Source organism: Amycolatopsis roodepoortensis, assembly GCF_024628825.1.
In the GTDB taxonomy this organism is placed as follows: domain Bacteria; phylum Actinomycetota; class Actinomycetes; order Mycobacteriales; family Pseudonocardiaceae; genus Amycolatopsis; species Amycolatopsis roodepoortensis.
The window spans coordinates 5,260,372-5,278,123 of the sequence record NZ_CP102415.1 but is presented as its reverse complement, the minus strand read 5'-3'; the positions used below and the strand labels follow the sequence as shown (position 1 = coordinate 5,278,123).

General features: G+C 69.9%; 12 protein-coding genes. 8 read left to right on the top strand and 4 right to left on the bottom strand.

Going from position 1 to position 17,752, the window contains the following annotated elements; translation table 11 throughout:
* The first annotated feature begins 42 nt into the window (after positions 1 to 42).
* From NQK81_RS25165 to NQK81_RS25140, 6 genes are all read left to right on the top strand, one after another.
* Positions 43 to 2,085: a PhoX family protein gene (locus tag NQK81_RS25165; protein WP_257483489.1), complete on the top strand. Its 2,043-nt coding sequence runs from the start codon at positions 43 to 45 to the stop codon at positions 2,083 to 2,085.
* A gap of 179 nt (positions 2,086 to 2,264) precedes the next feature.
* Positions 2,265 to 4,367 (top strand): PhoX family protein, encoded by a 2,103-nt coding sequence (locus NQK81_RS25160; protein WP_257483488.1) that lies wholly within the window; start codon positions 2,265 to 2,267, stop codon positions 4,365 to 4,367.
* Between the two features lie 124 nt (positions 4,368 to 4,491).
* On the top strand, positions 4,492 to 6,090 hold the full coding sequence (locus NQK81_RS25155) for a DUF7850 domain-containing protein (RefSeq protein ID WP_371878916.1): 1,599 nt from the start codon (positions 4,492 to 4,494) through the stop codon (positions 6,088 to 6,090).
* 111 nt (positions 6,091 to 6,201) lie between these two features.
* A complete protein-coding gene (locus NQK81_RS25150; protein WP_257483486.1) occupies positions 6,202 to 6,819 on the top strand; it encodes a class I SAM-dependent DNA methyltransferase in 618 nt (205 codons plus the stop codon).
* 53 nt (positions 6,820 to 6,872) lie between these two features.
* A complete protein-coding gene (locus NQK81_RS25145) occupies positions 6,873 to 8,600 on the top strand; it encodes an arabinofuranosyltransferase AftB family protein (RefSeq protein ID WP_257483485.1) in 1,728 nt (575 codons plus the stop codon).
* Between the two features lie 189 nt (positions 8,601 to 8,789).
* The gene (locus tag NQK81_RS25140; protein WP_257483484.1) at positions 8,790 to 9,476 is read left to right on the top strand and encodes an SDR family oxidoreductase; all 687 of its coding nucleotides are present in this window, start codon (positions 8,790 to 8,792) and stop codon (positions 9,474 to 9,476) included.
* A gap of 205 nt (positions 9,477 to 9,681) precedes the next feature.
* Here the strand turns inward: NQK81_RS25140 and NQK81_RS25135 are convergent, their stop codons facing one another.
* The 3 genes from NQK81_RS25135 to NQK81_RS25125 all read right to left on the bottom strand — a co-directional run bounded on the left by NQK81_RS25135 (position 9,682) and on the right by NQK81_RS25125 (position 13,514).
* Positions 9,682 to 10,989 (bottom strand): amidohydrolase family protein, encoded by a 1,308-nt coding sequence (locus NQK81_RS25135; RefSeq protein ID WP_257483483.1) that lies wholly within the window; start codon positions 10,987 to 10,989, stop codon positions 9,682 to 9,684.
* Between the two features lie 102 nt (positions 10,990 to 11,091).
* Complete coding sequence (locus NQK81_RS25130) at positions 11,092 to 11,742, bottom strand: response regulator (protein WP_126737430.1); 651 nt, start codon at positions 11,740 to 11,742, stop codon at positions 11,092 to 11,094.
* The gene (locus tag NQK81_RS25125) at positions 11,739 to 13,514 is read right to left on the bottom strand and encodes a sensor histidine kinase (protein ID WP_371878809.1); all 1,776 of its coding nucleotides are present in this window, start codon (positions 13,512 to 13,514) and stop codon (positions 11,739 to 11,741) included. Before NQK81_RS25125 ends, NQK81_RS25130 begins: the two co-directional genes overlap by 4 nt.
* A gap of 180 nt (positions 13,515 to 13,694) precedes the next feature.
* On the opposite strand from NQK81_RS25125, the gene NQK81_RS25120 reads away from it, so the two are divergent.
* Together NQK81_RS25120 and NQK81_RS25115 are read left to right on the top strand one after the other, a co-directional pair.
* Complete coding sequence (locus NQK81_RS25120) at positions 13,695 to 14,390, top strand: ABC transporter ATP-binding protein (protein ID WP_016338261.1); 696 nt, start codon at positions 13,695 to 13,697, stop codon at positions 14,388 to 14,390.
* Positions 14,390 to 16,639 (top strand): FtsX-like permease family protein, encoded by a 2,250-nt coding sequence (locus NQK81_RS25115; protein ID WP_257483482.1) that lies wholly within the window; start codon positions 14,390 to 14,392, stop codon positions 16,637 to 16,639. The genes NQK81_RS25120 and NQK81_RS25115 overlap by 1 nt, the downstream gene beginning before the upstream one ends.
* 396 nt (positions 16,640 to 17,035) lie before the next feature.
* On the opposite strand, the gene trmB is transcribed toward NQK81_RS25115, so the two are convergent.
* Positions 17,036 to 17,719, bottom strand: a complete 684-nt coding sequence (gene trmB, locus NQK81_RS25110; RefSeq protein WP_257489840.1) for a tRNA (guanosine(46)-N7)-methyltransferase TrmB — start codon at positions 17,717 to 17,719, stop codon at positions 17,036 to 17,038.
* Positions 17,720 to 17,752: the final 33 nt, after the last annotated feature.

Sequence of the window (17,752 nt, the reverse complement as noted above, 5' to 3'; positions counted from 1 at the left end):
TGCCTTAGCGTCGACCTCCCGAACTGCAGATGCGAGGTCCGCGTGAAATTCCTTCCGTTGCTGGCCGGCCACTCACCAAGCCGGGCATCAGTGACCTGTACCTACCGCTGTGGCGACGCGTGCTTCCACGACGCGCCGAACACGTCGGACAACCCCACCTTCGCCGACGTGCTCGGCGCGGTGAGCCGCCGTGGCGCGTTGAAGGCGACCGCCGTCGTCGCGCTGGCCGCCGGCACCCCGCTCGCGCTCGCCGCGCCCGCGTCCGCCGCCCCCGAGGGACGGCCGAAACCGCCACCCGGCACGGACTACGAGCGGGTCCAGCCGAACACGCTCGACGCGGTCGTGGTGCCCGAGGGCTACGAGCAGGGCATCGTGATCCGCTGGGGTGACGCGGTGCTGCCCGGCGCGCCGGAGTTCGACTTCGACCACCAGACCGCCGAGGCGCAGGCGAAGCAGTTCGGCTACAACTGCGACTTCGCCGCGCTGCTGCCGCTCGACCACTGGGGCCTCTCCGCGCTCCTGGTCACGAACCACGAGTACACCTCGGAAGAGTTCATGTTCCGCGGTTACGACCGGAACAACCCGACCGAGGAACAGGTCAAGATCGCGTGGGCGGCCCACGGACTGACCGTCGTCCAGGTGTCGCGCGGACGCGACACCGGGCACCTGCGGCCGAAGATGTCCCGCTACAACCGGCGGATCACGCTGCACACGCCGTTCAAGGTCACGGGTCCGGCGGCGGGCAGCGACCTGCTGAAGACCGCCGCCGATCCCACCGGCACGGTGGTGCTGGGCACGATGAACAACTGCGCGGGCGGCGTCACGCCGTGGGGCACGATCCTGTCCGGCGAGGAGAACATCAACCAGTACTTCGGGAACGCGGACACCGTGGCCGATCCGGTGAAGCGGCAGCGCTACGCGCGCTACGGCATCCGGGGCACCGCGACCACCCGCAAGTGGGAGCGCTTCGACGCGCGCTGGGACATCGCGAGGGAGCCGAACGAGGCACACCGCTTCGGCTGGGTGATCGAGCTGGATCCGCACGACCCGGACAGCACCCCGGTCAAGCACACACATCTGGGCCGCTTCAAACACGAGACGGCCAACATCCGCGTCGCCAAGGACGGCCGCGTGGTCGCCTACTCCGGTGACGACGAGCGCTTCGAGTACATCTACAAGTTCATCTCGAAGGGCCGGATGAAGCCGGGGAACAGCGCGCACGCCCGGCGCCACAACATGACCCTGCTCGACGACGGCACGCTGTACGTCGGCCGGTTCACCGGCGACAGCCCGCCCGCCGAGATCGACGGCACCGGGAAACTGCCCAGTGACGGTGAATTCGACGGCGGCGGCGAGTGGATCCCGCTGGCGTCCGGCAACAAGTCCTTTGTGGACGGAATGACCGCCGAAGAGGTCTACGTCTTCACGCGCGAGGCGGCCGACAAGGTGGGCGCCACCAAGATGGACCGTCCCGAAGACATCCAGGCGCATCCGTACACCGGCCGGATCTACTGCGCGCTGAGCAACAACGTCGAGCGCGGCAACCCCGGCAAGGAAGGCGCCACCGAGCCCAACCCGCGGCTGAACAACAAGCACGGCCAGGTGCTGGAGCTCGAAGAGCGTCGCGGTGACGCGCTCGCGCTCACCTTCAGCTGGCGGTTGTTCCTGGTGTGCGGCGACCCGGCCTCGCCGGACACCTATTTCGCCGGCTTCCCCAAGGACCAGGTCTCACCGATCTCCAGCCCGGACAACGTGGCCTTCGACCGGCACGGCAACCTCTGGATCTCCACCGACTCGGCGGGCGCGCTCGGCATCAACGACGGCCTCTACTCGGTACCGCTCGAAGGCCGCAACCGCGGGGAGCTCAAGCTGTTCCTCACCGTGCCCCGCGGCGCGGAGACCTGCGGGCCGATCGTCGAGCGGAAGATCGTCACGGTCTGTGTCCAGCATCCGGGTGAAGTTGACGGCGCGAACGCCGACAAACCGGCCTCCCATTGGCCGGACGGCGGGGAAACCCAGCCTCGTCCCTCCGTGGTGGCGGTGTGGAAACCGGGCAGGCATGGCCTGGAAGACATCGGTTCCTAGTCGAAAAGCAACGATCTAGCAGTACTTTTGGTCGATGGCGCGCTGTCCGGCTCGGCAGCGCGCCATCGCTCGTTCGCGCGCTGTTCATCTTCTGGCCAGAGCTGGATCGTTTTGGTCGCTTACCGTCACGGCGTTCCCCCGACTGGACTACGTGTACCCACCGCGACCATGGAGGCCCTGTGTCCTTCGAGCCTCAGCGGCTGCTGCCGTTGATCACCTCCCACCCCGGTGGCCGCTCCGCGGTCACCTGCGAGTACCGCTGCGGCAACGCGTGCGCCCACCCCGAGCCGAACACGTCGGACAACGAATACTTCGGCGACGTCGTCAAGAACATGCTTTCCCGTCGTGGCGCGCTGAAGGCCGGCGCCGTGATGGCCGCCGCCGCGGGCGGTTTCGCCGCGCTGTCCGGCACGGCCGCCGCCGAAACCCCGGCTGAAGTCGCCGCCGCGGGCCACGGCAAGCCGGGCCGCCCCGGGCGTCCGGTGCCCGGCACCGACTTCGAAGCGGTGCCGCCGAACACCCTCGACGCGATCACCATCCCCGAGGGCTACGAGCAGCGCGTCGTCATCCGCTGGGGTGACGCCGTCGAGTGGGGCGCGCCGAAGTTCGACTTCCACAAGCAGACCGCGGCCGCGCAGGCGAAGCAGTTCGGCTACAACTGCGACTTCGTCGGCCTGATCCCGCAGGATCCGCTGGGCATCCGCAACCTGCTGGTGGTGAACCACGAGTACACCACCGAGGTCCACATGTTCCCGGCCGACCAGTACGACCCGAAGAACCCGACCGAGGAGCAGGTCAAGATCGCGTGGGCCGCGCACGGTCTTTCGGTCGTCCAGGCCTTCCGTGACCCGGTCGGTGGCGCCCTGCGCGTGACGCCGAGCCCGTTCAACCGCCGCATCACGCTGAACACCGCCTTCGAGGTGCGCGGCCCGGCCGCCGGTTCGAAGTACCTCAAGACGTCCGCGGACCCGACCGGCCGCAAGGTCTTCGGCACGCAGAACAACTGCGCCGGCGGCGTGACCCCTTGGGGCACCGTGCTTTCCGGCGAGGAGAACGTCAACCAGTACTTCGCCAACGCGGCGAGCGTCACCGACCCGGTCGCGGCGGCCCGCCTGAAGCGGTACGGCTTCTCGGGCACCGAGAGCACCCGCAAGTGGGAGCGGTTCGACAAGCGCTGGGACCTCGCGCAGGAGCCCAACGAGGCCAACCGCTTCGGCTGGGTCGTCGAGATCGACCCGAACGACCCGAACTCGACGCCGATCAAGCACACCGCGCTCGGCCGGTTCAAGCACGAGGCCGCGAACATCAAGATCACCAAGGACGGCCGCGTCGCCGTCTACTCGGGTGACGACGAGCGCTTCGAGTACATCTACAAGTTCGTCTCCAAGGGCAAGTACAAGCCGGGCAAGAGCGCGCACGCGCGCCGCCACAACTCGGCGCTGCTCGACGACGGCACGCTGTACGTCGGCCGCTTCACCGGCGACAGCCCGGCCGCCGAGATCGACGGCACCGGAAAGCTCCCGTCGGACGGCGAATTCGACGGTGTCGGCGAGTGGATCCCGCTGGCGTCGGGCGACAAGTCCTTTGTGGACGGCTTCACCGCCGAAGAGGTCTACGTCTTCACCCGCGAAGCGGCGGACAAGGTCAAGCCGACCAAGATGGACCGCCCCGAGGACATCGAGGCGAACCCGGTCAACGGCCGGATCTACGCGGCGCTGACCAACAACAGCCAGCGCGGCCCCGCCGGCAAGGCGAACGTCGACGAGGCGAACCCGCGCCCGAACAACCGCAACGGCCACGTCCTGGAGTGGGAGGAGGACCGAGGCGACGCCGCGTCGACGAAGTTCTCCTGGCGGCTCCTCCTGGTCTGCGGTGACCCGAAGACGGCCGACACCTACTTCGGTGGCTTCCCGAAGGAGCAGGTCAGCCCGATCTCCTGCCCGGACAACGTCGCGTTCGACCGGCACGGCAACCTGTGGATCTCCACCGACGGCAACGCCCTCGGTGCCCACGACGGCCTGTTCTCGGTGCCGGTCGACGGCCCGGAACGCGGGCACGTCAAGCAGTTCCTGTCGGTCCCGGTCGGCGCGGAATGCTGCGGCCCGGTGGTGACCGACCACCTGGTGCTCGTCGCCGTGCAGCACCCGGGTGAGGACGCGGCCAGCTCCGCGAACCCGACGTCGCACTGGCCGGACGGCGGCACTTCGCAGCCGCGGCCGTCGATCGTGTCGGTGTGGAAGAAGGGCCGCTGGGGCCAGGTCGGCCGCATCGGCGTCAAGTAGTGGCTTCCGGCGCCCCGATCACTCTCGGCAAGACTTGTTCTGCCTGATCGGGGCGCCGGACGACACCGTTCGGTGATTACGGAACCCTGCCGCGCTCATTAGCTTCAGCCCTGTGAAACGGGCAATGGTGGTGATGGTGGCGGGCGCGCTCGTCTCCGGCTTCGTCCCTTCGTACGCGCAGGCGGCGACCGTCCCGTCCGGCTGCACCGGCGGCGTCGCGCCGAATCCGAGCGTCGAGCAGGGCAGCCCACCCGCCGGGTACACGTTCAACCCGGCCGCCCCGGTGCCTCCCGGCACGCCGAGGAGCAAGCAGCCCCGGCTGTCGACGGCCAGCGGGTACCAGTCCGACGGGGGCAAATACGCCCTGATCTCGACCCCGGACAAGATGATCAGCACCGCCTACGCGGCCATGAAGTTCGTGCCCGGCGGCGTCTACACCCTGACCGACTGGACCGGCACGAACGTCCAGCGCGCGGACGCCGTCCAGGAGACGGGGCTGCGGTTCTACAACGGGTCCGGCAAGGTCGTCCTGGAGAACAAACTCAAGGTCGTGCACGCCGTCGAGGCCGACGGCAAACTGGCCCGGCAGGATTTCCCGCCGTCGATCGCCCCGCCGTCGGCCGGTTCGGTGAAGTTCTTCGCCGCCACCGACCGCAACTGGGTCATGTGGGACTGCGTCCACCTGCGGGTCGACTCGTTTTCGGCGAAGGCGGAAGTGCGTGATCCGGCGAGCGGCGCCTGGGGCGCCACGGCCACCCTGGAGGCGGGCACCACCGCGAACTACCGGTTCACCGTCACCAACGACGGCACCACGACGCTGACCGCCATCAAGGTCGAAGACCCGTACTGCGACGCGAACCCCGCCCCGATCGCGACCCTCGAAGCAGGCAAGTCGGCGACCGTCACGTGCGACCACAAAAACGTCACCGAAGCGGACAACGGCCACGTCAGCACCGTGACCGTCTCCAGCGGGACTCTGCCGAAGAAGACCGCGACCACGACCATCAAGGTCACCCCGCCGCCCGCGATCGACGAGATCGGCGAGTTCGTCTGGAACGACCTCGACCGGAACGGGTCGCAGGACGCCGGGGAGCCGGGCGTTCAGGGCGTGAAGGCGACTTTGAAGGACGCGTCCGGCAAAGCGCTCGGGACGCTCACCACCGACGCCGGCGGCAAGTACCGCTTCACCAAGCTGAAGGACGGCATCTACCAGGTCTGCTTCGACCTCGCCGGGCTTCCGTTCACGTACACGGCGAAGGACGCGGGCGACGACGCGAAGGATTCGGACGCCGACCCGGCGACCGGCTGCACCGCGACCACCACCGTCGGCCCTCGCAAGCGGCAGGACTTGACCCTCGCGGCGGGCCTGAACGCGCCGGCGAGCAGGCTGGGCGACTTCGTGTGGCTGGACAAGGACAAGGACGGTCTCCAGAGCCGCGACGAACTCGGCGTCCCGGACGTAAAGGTGACGCTGAAGGACGCTTCCGGCAAAGAGGTCGGCTCCACCGTGACCGGCCCCGACGGGCGATACGCCTTCGAACGGGTGATCCCGGGCTCGTACCAGGTGTGCTTCGACGTCGGCTCACGTCAGCTGACCCGGCCCGGCGTCGCGCACTACAACGGCACCGATTCGGCCGCGGACCCCGCGACCGGCTGCACACCGGTGGCCTCGCCCGGTTCCCCGGAAGACCTGACCAGGGACGCCGGCCTGCTCGACCCGTGATCGCCGCCCGATCACGCGAGTTACGCCTCCAATCACGCGAGTTACGCCTTCAATCACGCGAATCACGCCTTGACCACAAAGTGTCGGTGGGTGCCGCTAACGTCGCCGACCGTGACTTCCCATCTCGATGCCACCCGCGAGTCCTATGACACCGTCGCCGAGGACTACGCGGCGCGGATCAAGCCGCTCTTCGACCAGGAGCCGATCAGCCGCGCGATGCTCGCCGCCTTCGCCGAGCAGGTGCGCGGCCCGGTCGTCGACGTCGGCTGCGGTCCCGGCCACGTCACCGCTCACCTGGCGTCGCTCGGTCTCGACGTCACCGGTGTCGATTTGTCGCCGAAAATGGTCGAGATCGCCCGTCGCCAGCACCCTGAACAGCGGTTTTCGGTCGGCTCGATGACCGCCATGGACTTTCCGGACGGGTCGTTGGGCGGTCTCGTCGCCTGGTGGTCGATCTTCCACCTGCCGCCGGAGGAGCTCCCGGCGGTGTTCACGGAGTTCCGCCGCACGCTCGCGCCAGGTGGTCGTCTGCTGCTCGGGTTCCACGTCGGTGACGAGCGGCTGAGCCCGGAGACGGCGTATGGCCACCCTGTCACCTACGACGCCTACCTGCTGGATCCCGGCCGGGTCGCGGACCTCCTCGGGCAGGCGGGCTTCGAGGTCACCGCGCGGCTGACCATGGAAGGGAGGAAATGGCCACAGTCCTGCCTGTCCGGCCGTGCGGTTTGACTCGCGGGCCGCGGGCCTGATCTGCTGCGCACGCAACCGAGCCGGGCGGGGCCATGACGCAGACGAACACGACCACGGGTGAGAACACGCCCGACTGGCCTTCGCGCGCCTGGTACCTGAGGCCGTCGACCTGGACTTGGTTCGGGTTCGGCCTGGTGCTGATGGTCTACGCCGATCTGGCCTGGCGCCGCCGCTGGATGAGCGACGACGGGCTGATCGTGCTGCGGACGGTCCGTCAGGTCCTCGCGGGCAACGGGCCGGTCTTCAATGTCGGCGAGCGGGTCGAGACCAACACCAGTCCTTTGTGGACGGCCGTCCTGAGCGTCCTCGGGCTGATCCCGGGGGTGCCACTGGAATGGGTCTCCGTGGTCACCGGGCTGGTCTTCTCGGTCGCGGGGTTGTTCTTCGGCCTGGACGGCGCACGGCGGCTCTATCAGCCGCTGGCGTTCCACGGACTCGCGCCGGCCGGGGCGCTCGTGGTCTGCGCGCTGCCGCCGTTCCGCGACTTCGCGACGTCCGGGCTCGAAACCGGGCTGATCACCTTGTGGCTGGGCGGTACCTGGTGGTTGCTCGTCCGCCGCGCGTCCACAATGGACGATCTACGCACCTGGCCGGTCGCGCTGGTAGCCGGGCTGGGACCGTTGGTGCGGCCCGATCTCGCGCTTTTCAGCGCCGTCGCCTTGGTGGCGTTGCTCGTCCTCGCGCGGCCGGGACGACGCCGCGCGGTGGGCCTGATGGTCGTGGCGGTCGCGCTCCCGTTGGCGTATCAGGTGTTCCGGATGGGCTACTACGGTCTGCTGACACCGAACACCGCACTGGTCAAGGAGGCGTCGGAGGCGAACTGGGCTCGCGGATGGGCGTACCTGGCCGACCTCGTCCAGCCGTACTGGCTCCTGCTCCCGCTGCTGCTGCTCGCCGCCGCGGTGGTCATGGTCTCGTCCACTATGGACAGAACCTTCGTGGTGCTCACCGCGGTTCCGGTGGCCGGAGCGGTGCTGCTCGCGTTGTACGTGATCCGGGTCGGCGGGGATTTCATGCACGGGCGCATGCTGCTCCCGGCGTTGTTCTGCCTGCTCTTGCCGGTGCTGGCCCTGCCGGTGACGAGGGTGACCGTGGCACTTCTGGTCGCCGTCGGGATCTGGGCGTTCGTGGCCGCCGCGTCGCTCCGTCCGGCGTACTCGGCTTCTCCGCGCGCTGTGGGCGTCACGGACGAGCGGGCGTTCTGGTCGCGGTCGACGGGGCACGAACACCCGGTCCTGGCGAAGGACTACGCCGACCACCCGCTGATGCCGTCGGCGCTGGCCGCCATCCGCGGCGTGACAGGTCCGGCGGTGCTGATTCAGGACTACACGACCCGGCGCTGGTACGCGTACCCGACGGACCGGCCGTACGTGACAGTCGCGGCGGACAGCATGGGCGCGCTCGGCCTGCTGATCCCGCTCGACATGCGGCTGCGCGACGGCTACGGCCTCGCCAACCCATTCGCCGCGCATTCGACGGCTCTCCCCAACGGCCGTCCCGGCCACCAGAAATGGCTGCCGCCGGTCTGGGAGCTGGCGAATTCGGCGCGGCTCCCGATCGCCGAGGGCGGTCCGGTCCGCTCCGCGGACGTCGCCGCCGCGCGAGCGGCACTGGACTGCCCCGCTCTCGTGGCGATCGACGCGTCGGTGCGGGATCCCCTGACTCCCGACCGCTTCGCGGACAACCTCACCGGTTCCTTCACCCGCGGTTCGATCCGGTTCCCGCGCGTGGCGGCCCCTCCCGTCGTGTGCGCCCCCTGATCACGCGAGTTACGCCTTCAATCACGCGAGTTACGCCTTCAATCACGCGAGTTACGCCTCTGATCACGCGAGTTCGCCGTCTGATCACGTGTGTCGGCCACCCAATCACGTGTGTCGGCCGTCTGATCACGAGAGCTGGCCGTCTGGACACGCGCCGGCGGTCCAGAACCGAACCACTAGCGTGACGGTATGGCTGATCTACCCCTCGCTCTCGTCACCGGCGCCACCCGCGGCATCGGTGCCGCGACCGCCCGCGCGCTCGCTCCGACCCACCGGTTGCTGCTCGGCGGCCGCGACGCCGACGCGCTCGGCGAACTGGCGGGCACCCTGCCCGAGGCGAAGCCGTGGCCGATCGACCTGACCGACACCGAGGCGCTGGAGACGGCGGCCGCCGAAATCGGTGAGCTGGACGTGCTGGTGCACTCGGCGGGCGTGGCGCGGCTCGGCACGGTCGAGACCGCGACCGACGCCGACTGGCGGGCGAACTTCGAGGTCAACGTCCTGGGCGTCGTCACGCTGACCAGGCTGTTGCTGCCAGCGCTGCGCGCTTCGAAGGGGCACGTCGTCGTGATCAACTCGGGTGCCGGGCAGAACGCGCGGCCGGGTTGGGGGCCGTACGCGGCGAGCAAGTTCGCCGTCCGGGCCTTCGCCGACTCGCTGCGCGAGGAGGAGTCCGCGCTTCGGGTGACGTCGATCTACCCCGGCCGCACGGACACCGAGATGCAGCAGGCGATCGTCGCCGACGAGGGTCGCGAGTACGAGCCCGAACGCTTCCTGCGCCCCGAATCCGTCGCGGCCGCGGTCTTCGCCGCGGTCTCCGCGACCGGTGACGCGCACCCGACCGACGTGACCCTCCGGCCGCGCGGCCTGGTCTGACGTCCCGGGTTCCCGATGTCGCATTAGAGACGCTCAGCGCCTCTAATGCGACATTGGGAACGGCTCGCACCCACTTGTCCACACCCCGTCGCCGTTGTGGACAACTCCCGGCTGACCAGCACTTTTCCGCCGGTCCCAGCCCCCACCCCCGATAGACTGGCCTCGGGGCCGCCCCCTGGGACGGGTGGGGGGCTGCGTAGGTGAGTTAAGAGCGAAGGCGTGCGGCGGTGTGGGCTACTTCGGCTTGCACCTTGGCGCGGTCCACCCGCAGGGGTTCGCCGTCGCCGACGACCTGCTCGCCCGCCACCCACACGTCGCGGACGCGGCGTGAGCCCGCGGCCCACACCAGGTTCGCGAGCAGTTGCGTGTCGGGCACGTCGATGCCGGTCGCGAAGGCCGGGTCGTCGAGGTCGACGTGCACCATGTCCGCCCACCGGCCGGTTTCCAGCGCGCCGATGTCGGTCCGGCCCAGCGCGTCCGCGCCGCCGCGGGTGCCGAGCAGGAACGCGTCGGCCGCGGTCAGCACGGTCGAGTCGCCGGTCGCGAGCCGCGCGAACATCGCCGAGAGCTGCAGTTCCTCCCACAGGTCGATGTCGTCGTTCGACGCCGGGCCGTCGGTGCCGAGCCCGATCGCGACGCCCGCCTTACGCAGCTCCGTCACCCGGGCGATACCCGAGGCGAGCTTCGCGTTCGACCCGGGACAGTGCGCCATCCCGACGCCGCGCGCGGCGAACAGCGCGATGTCCTCGTCGGACAGGTGGATCGCGTGCGCGGCCAGCGTCCGGCCCCGCAGCATCCCGACCTTCTCCAGCAGCGCGGGCACCGAACCGTGCGCTTCCCGCTGCTTGACGTCTTCGAGCGCCGCCTCGGCCACGTGGATCTGCACCAGCGCGCCACGCTCGGCCGCCGACTCCGCGGTCGCCCGCAGCGCTTCCTCGTTCAGCATGTACGCCGAGTGCGGCCCGTAGCCGACCTCGATCCGATCGCCGGGCCCGAACCGGAGACCGTCGGTGTCGATCCAGCGTTCGATGCTCTTCAGCATCGCGCGCCAATCCATCCCCGGCAGTTCCATGATCGGCGGGCCCAGCACCACCCGGCCACCGGTGGCGAGCACCGCGTCGGCGAGCTGCTCGCCTTCGAAGTACATCTCCGCGCTGGTCGTGACGCCGTGCCGCAGCATCTCGATCGAGCCCAGCATCATGCCGGTGCGGATGTCGGCGGGCTCCAGCTTCGCCTCGGCAGGCCAGATGATCTCGGTCAGCCACGGCAGCAGCGGCAGGTCACCGCCCATCCCGCGCAGCAGCGTCATCGGGCTGTGCGCGTGCGCGTTGACCAGACCGGGCAGGAGGATGCCGCTCAACCGGGTCACGGGAGCGGACGATTCGGGGGCCCCGGACAGGGGACCGACATGGGTGACGCGGCCCGTCTCGTCCACGTCGACCACGGCGTCACGCAGCAACGAGCAAGCGGGGTCGGCGGGGAGTACGACAGGAGCGTGGAAACGGCGTTGCATGAAGGGAGCTTACGGGTGCTCTTTATCGCGCCGACCGCTATCTCGTCGCCAGGACGCAGCTTGCGCGTGAACGGCACTATCGCTATCCCGGCGCCCCGCCGCTCAGTCCACGACGCCGCTCCGCCACGCCCAGGCCGCGATCTCCACCCGGTTCCGCGCCCCGACCTTGCCCTGCACCGACGCCAGATGCGTCTTCACCGTGGACAGCGACAGGAACAGCTCGGCCCCGATCTCGGTGTTCGTCAGCCCCTTCGCGGCCGCCTTGACCACATCCAGCTCCCGCGCCGTGAGCGGCTCCGAAGGCGGCGTGACGTCGCGTTTCACCGTTCCGCCGTCGAAATGCTTCAGCAGCCGGACGGTGATCTGCGGCGACACCAGCGCGTCCCCGCGCGCCGCCGCGCGCACGGCTTCGATCAGCAGCGCGGGCCCGGCGTCCTTCAGCAGGAACCCGCTCGCGCCGTTCCGCAGCGCGGTGTGCACGTATTCGTCGAGGTCGAACGTCGTGACCACCACGACCTTCAGCGGATCGGCGACGTCCGGGCCCGCCAGCTGCTTGGTGACCTCGAGCCCGTCGATCCCCGGCATGCGGATGTCCAGCAGGCAGACGTCCGGCCGCAGTTCTCGCGCCTTGGCGACCGCCGAGACGCCGTCCGGCACGTCGGCGACCACCTCGATGTCGTCCTGTGCGTCCAGGATCATCCGGAAGCCGATCCGCACCATGTCCTGGTCGTCGGCGATCAGTACCCGGATCACTCTTCTCCTTCAAGTGGTAGCCACGCTTCGACGCGCCATCCGCCGCCCGGCACCCGTCCGGCGGAGAGCCGGCCGTGCAGCAGGGCGACCCGTTCGCGCATGCCGATCAGACCGTAGCCGCCCGACCCGCCTGCCGGACGGCCCTGTGGCTCGCGTCCGTCGTCGGTCACCTGGAGGTGCAGTTCGTTCTCGCTCACCTCGGCGATGACCAGCGCCTCCTTCGCGCCGGACGCGTGCTTGCCGATGTTCGTCAGCGACTCCTGCACCAGCCGCAACGCCGACCGCCCGACCTCGTGCGGCACGTTCGGCGGCAGTTCGAGCTTCATCGACGTCTTCACGCCGTGGTTCGACCGTTCGATCAGCGTCCGCAGGTCGGCGGCGAGATCGGTGGTGGCCTGTTCACTGAACTCGCTGCTCCCGGCAGGCGCGTCTCCGCGCATACTCCGCACGAGCCGCCGCATCGCCGCGAGCGCCTCCACCCCGGCGTCCTCGATCCGGCCCATCGCCTCGACCGCGACCTGCGGATTCTTCTCGCCCATCATCTTCGCCGCCTGCGCCTGCACGACGATCCCGGTGACGTGATGGGCGACCACGTCGTGCAGTTCCCGCGCCAGCGCCATCCGCTCCGACGTCTGCGCGTCGCTGATCGCCGACTGGATGACCTGCGTGCGTTCCGAATCCCGTGACCGCAGCGCCAGGCCGACCGCCACCGAGATGCCGAGCAGCAGCACCGCGGCCACGGCGAGACCGGCGATCTCGTCCGGATCGGTCATCAGCTTGGGGCCCGGACGTTTGGTGTTGAGGATCGAGGCCACGGCGACCACCACCGACAGCCCGACGATCCTCGGCACGGCCTTGCTCAGCCCGACCGCCCGGACCAGGGTGACGACCAGCCCCATCCCCGCGACGATCTGCGTCCCCGGCACCCCACCGGGTGTGGCGTAGTCGTAGCGGAGCCGGAGGAACGGCGTCACCAGCGCCGAAAGCAGCATGACCGCGGTGAGCGCGATCATCGCGTCGGCCGGTCGCCGCGGCGCGGCGACGGCGATGACCGCCGCGACGATCGAGCACACCAGGATCGGGAAGCCGTGCGCCCCGCTCTCGTAGGTGAAGCCGAACTCCAGGATCAGCGCGACACCCAGCAGGCCGATGAGCGGCCATTGGCCCATCACCAGCTTGTTGAGCTTCTGCAGCTTCTCGTAGTTCTTCGGATGCGCCGTCCGGTCGCGTCCGGGGATCGCGAAGAGCAGCGTGCCGCCCAGCAGGATGCCGCCGAACAGCATCGCCTGCGCCATGGTGCCGTTCGACTCGCTGCCGTAGTAGTACCGGCCGGACACCGCGGTCAGCGTGGCCAGCACCAGGCCGGTGATCACGGCGAACGCGACACCCGGCCGCGTCCGGCGCGCGGCGTAGAACAGGACCTCGACCCCCGCGACCACCTCGGTGATGGACAGATTGGCGAGCACGCTCGAGTAGGTCGGGATGTCGAAGTACCGGACGACCAGCGTGTACGCCACCAGCACGACCGAGGCCGCGACGGCGGCCACGGCCGCTCGCTTCTGCGCCCAGAGCGCGCAGAACACCATCGCGAAGATGCCGGGGAAGAGCAGGAGGTCGATCCCGCGCGGGCCCGTGTCGTCGAAGGCGGCGTCGGTCACGAAGATCAGGTCGAAAGCGAGCGCGGCCAGCAGGACGACGGCGGGCATGCCGATACGTCGCGCGAGCGCACTCACCCGCGCGGGGAACTTGTTCTGGGCCGGACCTGCTGTCACACCGTGACGGTAGAGGATCGGCGGGCGTCCGCACCTTGGCCGACCGGCCCGAGCCGGGTCGGCCGATCGGCCGATGCGCGGGTGATCAGCACTGGCCGTCTGCCCGAAGTGGACACACCCGGTCCACCGCGAAGCTCTTTCCCGAAGCAGAACACAAGTGACTGACTAGGGAGAATCACGGTGGTGGATCCACAGTGGACAGGGCAGCCGGTGCTTTCGGGCCGCGGGCTGGTGAAGCGGTACGGCACGCAGCACGCGCTGGCCGGGATCGACATCGACATCCAGGCGGGTGACGCGGTCGCCATCGTCGGGCCCTCCGGCTCGGGCAAGACCTCCCTGCTGCACGTGCTCGCCGGGATCCTCCGCGCCGACTCCGGGCAGATCTTCCTGGCCGGGCAGCGGGTCGACCAGCTCAACGAGCGCAAGCGCAGCGAGCTGCGGCGCACCGAGTTCGGCTTCGTGTTCCAGTCCGGGATGCTCGTCGCGGAACTGAGCGCCGAGGAGAACGTGGCGCTGCCGTCGCTGCTGGGTGGCAAGGGCCGCAAGGAATCCATCGAGGCCGGCCGCGAATGGCTGGCGAAGCTCGGCCTCGCGGGCAAGGAGAAGCGCCGCCCCGGTGAGCTCTCCGGCGGCGAGGCGCAGCGTGTCGCGATCGCACGGGCGCTGACGCACCGGCCGAAGGTGATCTTCGCCGACGAGCCGACCGGCGCGCTCGACACCCGCACCGGCCGCGCCACCATGGACGCGCTGCTCGCCGCGGCCGCCGACAGCGGTGCCGCGGTGATCGTGGTGACCCACGACCGCGAGCTCGCCGAAGCCATGCCGCGCACCGTCTCCATCCGGGACGGGCTGATCGCGACGAGGCTGGCCGCGTAATGAACAGCTTCCAGCTGGCCATGCGGGTGCTCCGGGTCGACCGCCGGACCCGCACGTCGGCCATCCTCACCGCGGTCGGGGTCGCCGTCGCGACCAGCCTGGTGCTCCTGCTGGCATCCCTCCCCGGTGCCACGCAGGCCCGCTCCCAGCGGGCGATCTGGCAGGACATCGGCAGCTACTACTCCCAGTCCGGGGAGAGCCAGCGCCCGGCTCCGCTGCTCATGGCGGCGAACAAGGACTACTCGGGCGACCGTGAGATCACCCGCGTCGACATCGCCTTGACCGGCACTTCGCCGATGCTCAGCCTGCCGCCGGGCATCCCGCGGCTGCCCGCTCCCGGCGAGTCGATCGTCTCCCCCGCCCTCGGGAAACTGATCCAGTCGACACCGCAGGCGCAGCTCGGGGACCGGTTCGGCAAACTCGTCGACGCGCTCGGGCCCGAATCGCTGATGTATCCGGAGCAGCTGGTCGCCGTCGTCGGCCACACCCCGGAGTCGATGCCGCAGACGGCGATGGCCGCGGACGGCTTCCCGAACAAGGAGGCGAAGCCGGACCCGCTGCTCGAACTGCTCGCCTGGGTCGGGGTGATCGTCCTGCTCGTGCCGAGCCTGGTGCTCGTCGCCTCTTCGGCCCGGCTCACGGCCGCCCGGCGTGAGCTGCGGATGGCGGCGCTCCGGCTGGCCGGGGCGACTCCCGGACAGGTGACGAAGATCGTCGCCGCCGAGACGGCGTTGTCCGCCACGGTCGGCGCGCTGCTCGGCATCCTCGTGGCACCGGCGCTCCAAGGACTCTCGACGTTCGTCCCGTGGGGCGGCGGAACCTGGCTCGCGTCGGACTTCAGCCTTTCGGCCGGTTCGACGATCGCGGTCGCCGTGGCGATCCCGCTGCTGGTCGTCCTCGCCGGGGTCCTCGGCATCCGCCGCGTGCTGAAGACGCCGCTGTTCGCGGCTTCGGCACACGCTCGCAAGCCGCTGCACTGGTGGCGGCTGCTCGCGGTCCCCGTGGCCGGTGCCTTCTTCCTCTTCGCGGTCACCCAGGACAACGCCAGCCTGCCGATGGTGATGCTCGGGCTATTCCTGCTGGTCGGGTCGGCCGCGATCATCGGTCCGTGGGTCACCTCGGCGGTCGGCGGCACGTTCGTCCGGATCTGGCGCAAACCGGCGTCGCTGCTGGCCGGACGCAGGCTCCGCGACGACCCGAAGAGCGCCTACCGCGCCACCGCGGGTGTCGTGCTGGCCGTCTTCACCGGTTCGATGGCGCTCACCCTGCTGCCCTCGTTCGAGTCGATGGCGGGCGGCGGCCGGACCTTCAAGGACAACGTCCTCTACGCCCAGGCCGACGCGGCCCAGGCGCAGCAGGTCGCCGACCAGACCAACGCCTCCCTCGCCCGCTACGGGATCACCGAGAAGGCCGTCTCGGTCGGGCAGGTCTACCTGTCCACCGGTGAGCCGGGCACCCGCTCACAGAATCTGAACCGGGCTTTCGTGATGACCTGCGACGACGCCGCGAAACTCCTGCGGGTGAACGTCGGCGGCTCCTGCCAACCGGGACCCGCGATCTACAGCAGGTACGCCATCAACCCGGCGGAGTACCGCGTGCTGTCGGAGTACGACAAGGCCGGTCCGCCGCTGGACCCGAAGGCTCCCGTGCACCTCTTCCCGCAGGGTGACGAGGACACGTCCAGCACGATCGTCATCGACCCAGCCCTGGTGCCCGCGGGGGTCACGCCGGAGCGCTTCGACGTGATCGTGCCGACCACCGCGGACAACGCCGAGGTCGTGCGGACCGCGCTAGTCGGCGCCGCTCCCGGCCAGGAGGTCGGCAGCCGCGGCCTGCACCTGATCGGCCAGCAGCAGGAGCTCGGCGACCTGCGCCGGGTAACCGTCATCGGCCTGATCGCCGCCGGCGTGCTCGCCGGGTGCAGCGCGGCCGTGGCGACCGCGGGCTCGGTGATGGACCGCCGCCGCACCTTCGGGGCGCTCATCGCGGCCGGGACACCGGTCCGGGTGCTGGCGAGGGCGCTGCGGATGGAAGCGGCCCTGCCCGCGATGGTGGCCACCCTCGGCGCGGGGGCGGTCGGGATCGGCGTCGGCATGGGGCTCTACAGCCTGGTCGAGAAGGACGCGGTCGTGCTGAGCCCGTGGCTGCTGGCGCCCGTGGTGCTGGGAATCGGGGTGGCGTTGCTCGGGGCGTCCGTCTCGACCCCGGCGCTCAAGCGGGTGCAGTCGGAGCCTCTGGCCGACGAATAAAAAGATTCGCCCGAATGGCGTCATGGCGCCCGGGCGGGCAGGTCTCGTGGGTGGAGTCGGTGGTGATCCACCCACGGGCCGGGTGCCCGGTCGTCTCTCTGTCGGGGGAGGGACGAACGGGCACCGGGGACGCGCAGGGGGCGTTCCGAGGCGCGGGGGTGTGAAGGAAGGGCCGGTCAGGGACGTGGGGACGTCCTGACCGGCCCTTTCTGTCCGCGGGGTTCCGGAGGTGGTGTCGCGAAAGCCACTTTCGGGACATCAGACGTCTCGAAAGTGGCTTTCGCGACACGGTCGCCAGGACGGTGTCGGGCCCGGATGAGCGAAGGGGCACCGCGAGTCGTCCGTCCGGTCACGCGAAAGCGCCATCCATGCTCAAGGCACCCTTCACGAGGTCGTTCAGACCCGCTCGAAGATCAGGTCGTGCGAGATCCGGCCTTCGACGTCGGCGCGGTTCTCGAACTTCGTGATCGGCCGCCACTCCGGCCGCGGCGCCCAGCCGCCGGGCTCGCCGGCGTACCGGTTGCGCAGGAGCGGCTCGGCCGAGCAGACCTCCATCATCTGCTCGGCGTAGTTCTCCCAGTCGGTCGCCATGTGGAAGGTGCCGCCCGGCGCGAGCCGCGAGGCCACCAGCGAGACGAACTCCGGCTGCACGATCCGCCGCTTGTGGTGCCGCTTCTTCGGCCACGGGTCCGGGAAGAACAGCCGGACACCGGCCAGCGAGCCCGGCTCCACGTGCGAGGTCAGCAGCACGACGGCGTCACCGTGCATCAGCCGCAGGTTCTTCACCCCGAGCTTCTCGGCGCGCAACATCAGCTGGCCGAGCCCCGGGTCGTAGACCTCGACCGCGACGTAGTTGAGTTCCGGCGCGGCGGCGGCGAGCTGGGACGTGGTCTCGCCCATGCCCGAACCGATCTCCACCATCACCGGCGCCTGCCTGCCGAACCAGTCGTCGAAGTCCACCGGTCCTTCGGGCAGTTCGCCGACGGTGCGGCCGAGCGACGGCCAGAGTTCGTTCCAGGCTCGCTGCTGCCCGACGGTCATCCGGCCGCCGCGTTTGACATAGCTGACCACGCTGCGCATCCGTGGCTGGTCCTCGTTTTCCACCAGCCCATT

Bases quoted from the DNA above. Each gene is read 5' to 3' on its own strand.
- NQK81_RS25135 (WP_257483483.1), bottom strand. From the start codon at position 10,989: ATGCAACGCCGTTTCCACGCTCCTGTCGTACTCCCCGCCGACCCCGCT.
- trmB (WP_257489840.1), bottom strand. From the start codon at position 17,719: ATGCGCAGCGTGGTCAGCTATGTCAAACGCGGCGGCCGGATGACCGTC.
- NQK81_RS25155 (WP_371878916.1), top strand. From the start codon at position 4,492: ATGGTGGTGATGGTGGCGGGCGCGCTCGTCTCCGGCTTCGTCCCTTCG.
- NQK81_RS25140 (WP_257483484.1), top strand. From the start codon at position 8,790: ATGGCTGATCTACCCCTCGCTCTCGTCACCGGCGCCACCCGCGGCATC.
- NQK81_RS25115 (WP_257483482.1), top strand. From the start codon at position 14,390: ATGAACAGCTTCCAGCTGGCCATGCGGGTGCTCCGGGTCGACCGCCGG.
- NQK81_RS25145 (WP_257483485.1), top strand. From the start codon at position 6,873: ATGACGCAGACGAACACGACCACGGGTGAGAACACGCCCGACTGGCCT.